Raw genomic sequence first — 6,831 nt, 5'->3', positions numbered from 1 at the left:
TGAGTGCCTCATATAAGTCTTCATCAACGAAATCTCCAGATTCATCATATAGCCATTTATGAATTTGAATAATTTGTATATTCCCTTTTTTGTCTATTCTTGCTATTGGGTCTATTACGGACCGAACTATCACCTTCTTCTTCGTCTCAACATCAAGCAATGTGATAATTGTCATTTTAAAATCCTTATAAATATCCTGTATAACAACTACGCTCAATCAATAAAGATTTTTATATTTAAATTACTCAAATAGCAATCTTTTCAATCTAAAAAATAAATAAAAAACACTTTAATAGTATGTGCCTATTAGAAAAGATACCTTAAATCTTCTACTAGCAATAAAAAAACCGCTTTAAGGGCGGTTCATATTATTCATCAATCTGATCATGCAGTTTTTTGATAAACTCTATAAGCTTTTCTTTACTTGCTGCATTATTTAAAACCGCTACTGTTATATCGCTTTTCGCTTTGATTTTCGCACTTTCAACCACCGCATCATATTCAATATTATTCATTACCATTTGTTAGTTTCTCATTTTATAAAGTGAGAGACATTAATAATATGAAATCAGCAACTATACAAGCACCTACTTAAGATCATCAGGCGTTTCCAAATAACACCCATTTTTATTACAGAAAGCATGAATGTCGTTTAAGTATTCGGTTAATTGAACTGTACTTGCGTCTGTAGTGCTCATTAGCTCACATAGGCCACTTGCTACATCTTGGTAGAGAGGATGCTTAGAATCTTTCAACTCTCTTACAGCCTTGAATGTTTTCTTGTATTGGCCAACGTCATCGCAATCATAGATTTTTGCTAAGAAGTTTTTCTTAAAGAACAGATGCTTGCAATCTTTATCTGTACCTTGACGTTTAGCCCATTGATTAAGCCACATCCAGTACAAACGGTTTTGAGCCTTCGAACGATCTTTATCTTGTGGTGCGATCAATACAACTAACGGCTTCCCTTCATTCACTGCCTTAGCATGATTCACATTAAGAAAGTTAGTTACTGGTGAAATGTCGCAATGGTTCTTAACAACATGTCGGAATTCCATTTTGACCTCGCAATAAAAAACCACCCGTGGGTGGCTTGATTTTTTTTGATAAATTAATCAACAGCTCAAAAATGGGTAACTGTCAGATCGAGTTTGGACTACAACACTTTAGCTCATCGATTTACCAAAGCGCTAATCTTCACACTATTGTTTAAAATCCAGTAATCAAACTGTGATGCTAAAGCTTTTAAATTCCCCTTTTTAAGCTGCTTAGGCTATTTTAACCAAAGTTCATCTTCTTGCATGATTTTTAACATTAAATTAAATATAACCAGTAGAGTAACATTTTTTTTATTAGGGCCAACAACTCTTTGAAAACTAAATTTAACTGTTCTCTCAAGCACTTCCAGATTAACTGGATAATTCTGTTTGTCTAAATTTAGGTGATCTCCAATAATTGGCTCTATACCAGCAATAAAATTAGCAATTCGTTGCTCATCATCTTTCTTTATGCATTGAAAATGTAGAAAGTTTTTACGTAATTTTCCAAATAATAATAATACCTTAAGTGCATTGACCACGTTCAACTCTTTAGGTATATCTTTCCCCTTATCATGTTGGTTATGCAAATCAAGGAGAGGAATTATTTCATCAGAACGTGTCAGTTTCTTAGCTTTGTCGTAAAGCTCATCAAACCAACCCACATCTAAATTTTTATTACTAACATAATTCGTTTTTAAATTAAAATTTTTGGGGTCCATCCATTTAGTGCTCATAAATTGACATCGCTGCATCCATTCTTGTGCTTGAATATCTTCGCTTGAACGGCCATCTCTTAAACTTATCAAACGTTGAAAAGGCGTCAGAGTACTCTTCTCGATACTAAACTTCTTTTCTTGTCGACCAGCAATCATAACTGGCTCTGTTTGCTGATAAGAGTTAAACCATTTCTGCTGCTGAGTATAACGATTTAAGTTTATGTACTCTGTACTTGAATTCACTGGACCAAAACACTGTTCTAGGACTTTTTTTGAAATGATACACGGCGAATTGTAAATTCGATCGACTGCTAATAAATCCAAAACATGAAGATAATTTGAAGCCGTTTGTTCAATACTGCTATGCCCCATCCAAGAGGCAAGCACCTGCCATTTATGTTGAATAATCTCTTCATGAGCACGTGCTTTAACACCAAACAATAAATCACGCATCTTTTTTGCTTTTACCCAAGGACAATCTGTATATGTTTTAATCATTTCTTTTGAACCCAGCAAAGTTATTGCTAGATAGTTAGCAGCACTGTGGCGCAACGTATGAAAACTAAAGCCATGATGCATACCTAATATTTGGTTAAACAACTCTACTGTAATTTTGCTGATACATTGATCAGTTAATACACGATGATTAACACTAAAAAGTAGATCATCCTGCTGATTAAACAAATATTGTTCATAACGATGTTGTATGTAATGTTGTACTACTAAAAACTCATGTTCTGACAAGGCAATTTTCAATGGTATTTGACGATTTGCACTTTGCGTTTTCAGACGGCGATATGAATTGTTCTGAATATGAAGCGTGATATTATTAAAAGCTGTATTTTCTTTTTCTTTATAAAGTAACTCTGGGCAAATAATATCTTGTATTTTAAGACAACGAACTTCATTTAATCGGAGTCCAGTTCTATAACTCAGTAAATACATCAGCTTTAAACAACTCAGATGATCGACCCACTCTGATGCCGTTGGCTCTTGACTTAAATGTTCTAGTTTTTCCAATAGCTTGCCAAATAGCAAAGGGCTTACTAGGCGTGCATTGCAAATTTGTAAATGCTTAAAACTTGAATTCTGTAACACCAATACCTCTGGTGCATTAAAATTATCTATACAAAATTGATGAAAATCTTTTAGGCGACCAAAACGGTATTCTGCTGTTTGGTGCATCTTACGAGAGGTTTTTCCTTTAACAGCTTCACGTTGAGTTGCTTGTGCATCTCGTTCACTGCTATATTTCAACAACTGTCGATATAAATCTTCATAATCATCAATGGATTGTTGCTTTAAATCCAATTTATTAAGCCAAATTTCAAATATAAATTCTTTAGCAAATGATCCTAAGTAGCTTTCAATAGTCGATAATTGAAGCCCTCTTTTTTTTAAATGCACTAACCAGTGAATTAAGCGTAATTGGGCTTCAATTAAAGACTTTTCTTCCGTATTTGCATCACGCATCTTCTTCTCTAACACCCTTCTGATTTCTTGCCAAAAACGTAGCGTGCGTTCTTCTTTATTCCTCTTTTTATCTAAGCGCTCAACTTTTTGAACTTTACGTTTCTTTTGATCAAACAACATCAACTCATACGGAATCGTTTGTAATTTGCTTTGAGCCGTCGGAACTTCAGGATGTAACTGCTCTTGTTCAAAATGAATAGGGCTATTCTCTAGTTCCATGACTTGATTACGTTCATTACTCCATAGCAATCTAAATTCGGATGGCCGTAAGGCGACAGTATTAATCTCTTGCTGAAGTACATTACTTAAAAATATATCTAGGCTAAGGTTTGGATTAAATTCAAGTACCATTTGCACATCATTAAATGCACGAAATCCACGGCGTTTAATTTGATATTGCAGATCGCCCAAACTTTTGTTTCGTCCCATGCGACTCAAGCTTTCCAGAATACAATCTTCAATTGATTGTTGCAGACGATATTCTTTATGAGTAGCTTTCAACTTTTTTAAATATTGCAAGATGAACTGAGCATATGAGTTAAAAAAAACATGCTTCCATTGGTACAACTTTCTCTGTTCTACATCGTTGCCATATTGAGAGTTTTCAACACGATAATGTAGTAACAATGGATTAGTGATTTTTTTGTAGTCCGAATGGTATAACCGAAAACAATTCAGATCTGTACCAAGCTCAACGGCCTCGTGCAATTGCTGCTGAATAGCAACCAGATGCTGTTCATCTGCACAGCCTGAAATATATATAAAACTTAAGCATAAATCCCCCCACAAATATTTAGGGTCATCCCAATATCCAAGTGAATCTTTCCAATATGCTTTCAAAGCGTTGACTACCTGGGCATGTAACTGCCCTTGTTTTAACCGTGACTCCGTACTCTCAATTTTTCTAGGCAGTACGATCCGTTTAGTATGTGGATTTAGCCTAATTCTGTATGATTTTTTATCTACATTCTGGTTGAATTGCCTTCTTCTTTTATTAAATTCATCTTCAGTAAATTGCATCAGTTTAGATTGTTCATCTCGGCTCAATTTTTGACTCAAACAATCAACACTATCTTTAATGTCATGCCATTTTTCGGCGATCTGCTGATCAAGTTTTTGCTGCATGTCTTGCGTCAATACTTCAGGTGAAGAAGGCTGTCTTTCTTGCGACTTTTTCACCAATTTCTGAATATCAACAAATAGATCGTCTAGTTGTGGTTTTATTAGTTCTTTGATTTTTTGCATACAACTATTTTCGCTCTAAGTGTTTAATCGATAAAGATCTGACATTATCTTGCAATTGCTGGCGGGCTTGCTGTACATAGACATTTGGAATAAGTGAAGAATACGGATGAAAAGCCTCTCGGTCACGTTGGTCATGACCATAAAGAGCCTGAATTAAATGGAATGCTAAAGCAGTTTTTTTTTCTTCTTTTTCTTCTTTTTCTTCTGCATACATCAAAAAATTCATATCAAAATGACGTAACCAATTCGAATACATATTCTTTGGAAAGATTCCTTCCATATATAAATTTACCCAGTTTCGAGATAAAGGGATTAACTTAACTTTCCTGCTATGCCACTCTTTGACAGTTATCGGCAAGATATCTTTACTATCAATGACCTTTCCGAATAAGTCATTGAGCGCAATTTTTTTCTTTGCAAATACTTGTTTTAAAAGTGGGCTATACAGTTCAATTATTTGTTTTAAAAATACAGTGTAATTTTGCAGTGCTTTTAAGAAGAAATCGGATAGCGGGATAAATCGTCCATCCTTTCTTGCCTTGCTATTCTTTTTATCGTTTACATATAGAATTTTAAGCTCAAAACAATAATCTTCCAAATTCCCCAACAGATTTTTATTAGGCCGTCTGGCCATGCTTAGCAAGCTAACATGCCACATCCAACACGCGTATGCATTCAATTGATTAATGATATGTTGATCTTTTTGAATATTTTCTTTGCAATGTCTATGTAAAAAAGCAAATTGCTCTTTCACAAAACTGGGGTCAAGTGCCAGTTGACTCCCTACCCTCCCTTTAGATGCAGATTGCACTTTGAATTGTTGTTGTAATATTTTGAGTTCAGCCGTGTCTTCTGTAAGTTCCTTAGAATGTGGTGTAAGTGCTGATTCTAAAAAAGCTAAATAGCTGCTATCAAGCTGAGCTTTGGGAAGTCCTCCGTAATAAATACCTGGCACATCATGCTTGATATCCCGCCTCGCAATCACATGAGTAAGATATTCATTATAGGTTTCATAATATATATGAAAATATAATTGGGCCTGAAGTTTTTCAACGGTGATAGTACCCACAAACTGATTAGCAAACCACTTCTTAAGTTCGGAATTAATATCTCCTGAAGAGATCTTTGGATTCGATGCTTGTTCTATGTAGTCAAACCATGCCGCAGGTAGATGTAGTTGGTGAGTCATCTCTTCATTCCAACGCACAGGCTTTAAACTCTTAATTTTCTGCTCGGTAACTTTCAAATTTAAATTAAGTAAATATTCCCGTCGTTTTCTTGAACCATTCTGGATCAAAACACCATCTTGTATGAGCTTGTTAAAATCCATCAGTGCTATGGGAGATAATCCAGTCAAAAGTGACAATAAACATGCGGCAGCGATTGCAGCATTATCCCAGTCCCCATTTAACTCAGTTCTCAACACATAAACAATTTGCTTCAGTACATCTGATGCTAAATAATGAGGATTTGTAATAAATGGCACATGACGGCGTTGGCGATGCCGCGTGTAATACACAGTATAATCACTAATTAAATGATTAAAATTTTTAGTTTTTTCATCTTCTGAGTATAATTCTACTTCAATGTCCAATAACTCAATTTCACCATCTTCATCTTTGTGAAGAGAGGCATCATAATAACTGATCTTTGCGTTATGTCCGATATCTTCATACTTACCAGATTTTATTTCACGAAATTTTTTGAGTTCAATTTTAGTTGGCCATTTCAAAACTTTGCTTTTTTTTGACTTACGCTGACGATGAACAACACGACGATCATCGAGTCTTTTAAAAATTATTAATAGAGCCGATAAATACTCTATGACTTGTACTTTTTTGAAATTTTTAATATTAAAAAGTTGATTACGATCCTCTTTTTTCAAATTACGTTCGTACGTGACATAACAATTTAGCAGCTTACTACATTCATGAAATAATTCAGCATTATTAGAATCCAGCACATATCGTGAGACATAGCGTAGGAGGTCACAAACATGTTTTTGCTTATTCTCAGCTTTATCAATTTTTGCAAATTCTTGATACTGCCGATATGTTAAAAAACTCGCTTGTAGAATCAAATAACGTTGCGATGACAGCTCTTGTGTATTACTAGTATCTGGACATGCAAAATAACTTAAAGAAGCTAGAAAATAATATTTACCTAATTGTCTAGAGCTAGATATATACCCATATATCTGTTGCGCTTCCTTATATAGAGCGTGGGCTTTTTCACGTAAATCATCTGATAGATCGACAAATTGTGTATTCACAACATCATCATGTAATAGACAATAATCTTGTTTAAATTTTTCTGCTAAATCTAAGAATTGCTCTTCTGTTTCAATCTTTGGCATA

Annotated in this window: 4 protein-coding genes; all 4 read right to left on the bottom strand. The window is 34.5% G+C overall.

Translation table 11 applies throughout. The features are described 5' to 3' along the window. Positions 1-368: 368 nt before the first annotated feature. A complete protein-coding gene (locus HMPREF0013_RS25125) occupies positions 369-515 on the bottom strand; it encodes a hypothetical protein (RefSeq protein ID WP_162097055.1) in 147 nt (48 codons plus the stop codon). 72 nt (positions 516-587) lie between these two features. After that, positions 588-1,058 carry a hypothetical protein gene (locus HMPREF0013_RS23520; protein ID WP_000395699.1) on the bottom strand — a complete coding sequence of 157 codons (471 nt, stop codon included), beginning with the start codon at positions 1,056-1,058 and terminating at the stop codon, positions 588-590. Positions 1,059-1,273: 215 nt separating this feature from the next. Next, on the bottom strand, positions 1,274-4,474 hold the full coding sequence (locus tag HMPREF0013_RS23515) for a site-specific integrase (protein WP_002120188.1): 3,201 nt from the start codon (positions 4,472-4,474) through the stop codon (positions 1,274-1,276). 4 nt (positions 4,475-4,478) lie between these two features. Continuing rightward, on the bottom strand, positions 4,479-6,830 hold the full coding sequence (locus HMPREF0013_RS23510) for a hypothetical protein (protein WP_005804866.1): 2,352 nt from the start codon (positions 6,828-6,830) through the stop codon (positions 4,479-4,481). Position 6,831 lies beyond the last annotated feature (1 nt).

The organism is Acinetobacter sp. SH024 (genome assembly GCF_000163635.1).
Taxonomy (GTDB): domain Bacteria; phylum Pseudomonadota; class Gammaproteobacteria; order Pseudomonadales; family Moraxellaceae; genus Acinetobacter; species Acinetobacter pittii.
The sequence above is the reverse complement of the archived record's forward strand: the minus strand, read 5'-3'. Positions and strand labels throughout refer to the sequence as shown.

Coding starts and splice junctions, on each gene's coding strand:
- HMPREF0013_RS25125 (WP_162097055.1), bottom strand. CDS start 515: ATGAATAATATTGAATATGATGCGGTGGTTGAAAGTGCGAAAATCAAA.
- HMPREF0013_RS23520 (WP_000395699.1), bottom strand. CDS start 1,058: ATGGAATTCCGACATGTTGTTAAGAACCATTGCGACATTTCACCAGTA.
- HMPREF0013_RS23515 (WP_002120188.1), bottom strand. CDS start 4,474: ATGCAAAAAATCAAAGAACTAATAAAACCACAACTAGACGATCTATTT.
- HMPREF0013_RS23510 (WP_005804866.1), bottom strand. CDS start 6,830: ATGCCAAAGATTGAAACAGAAGAGCAATTCTTAGATTTAGCAGAAAAA.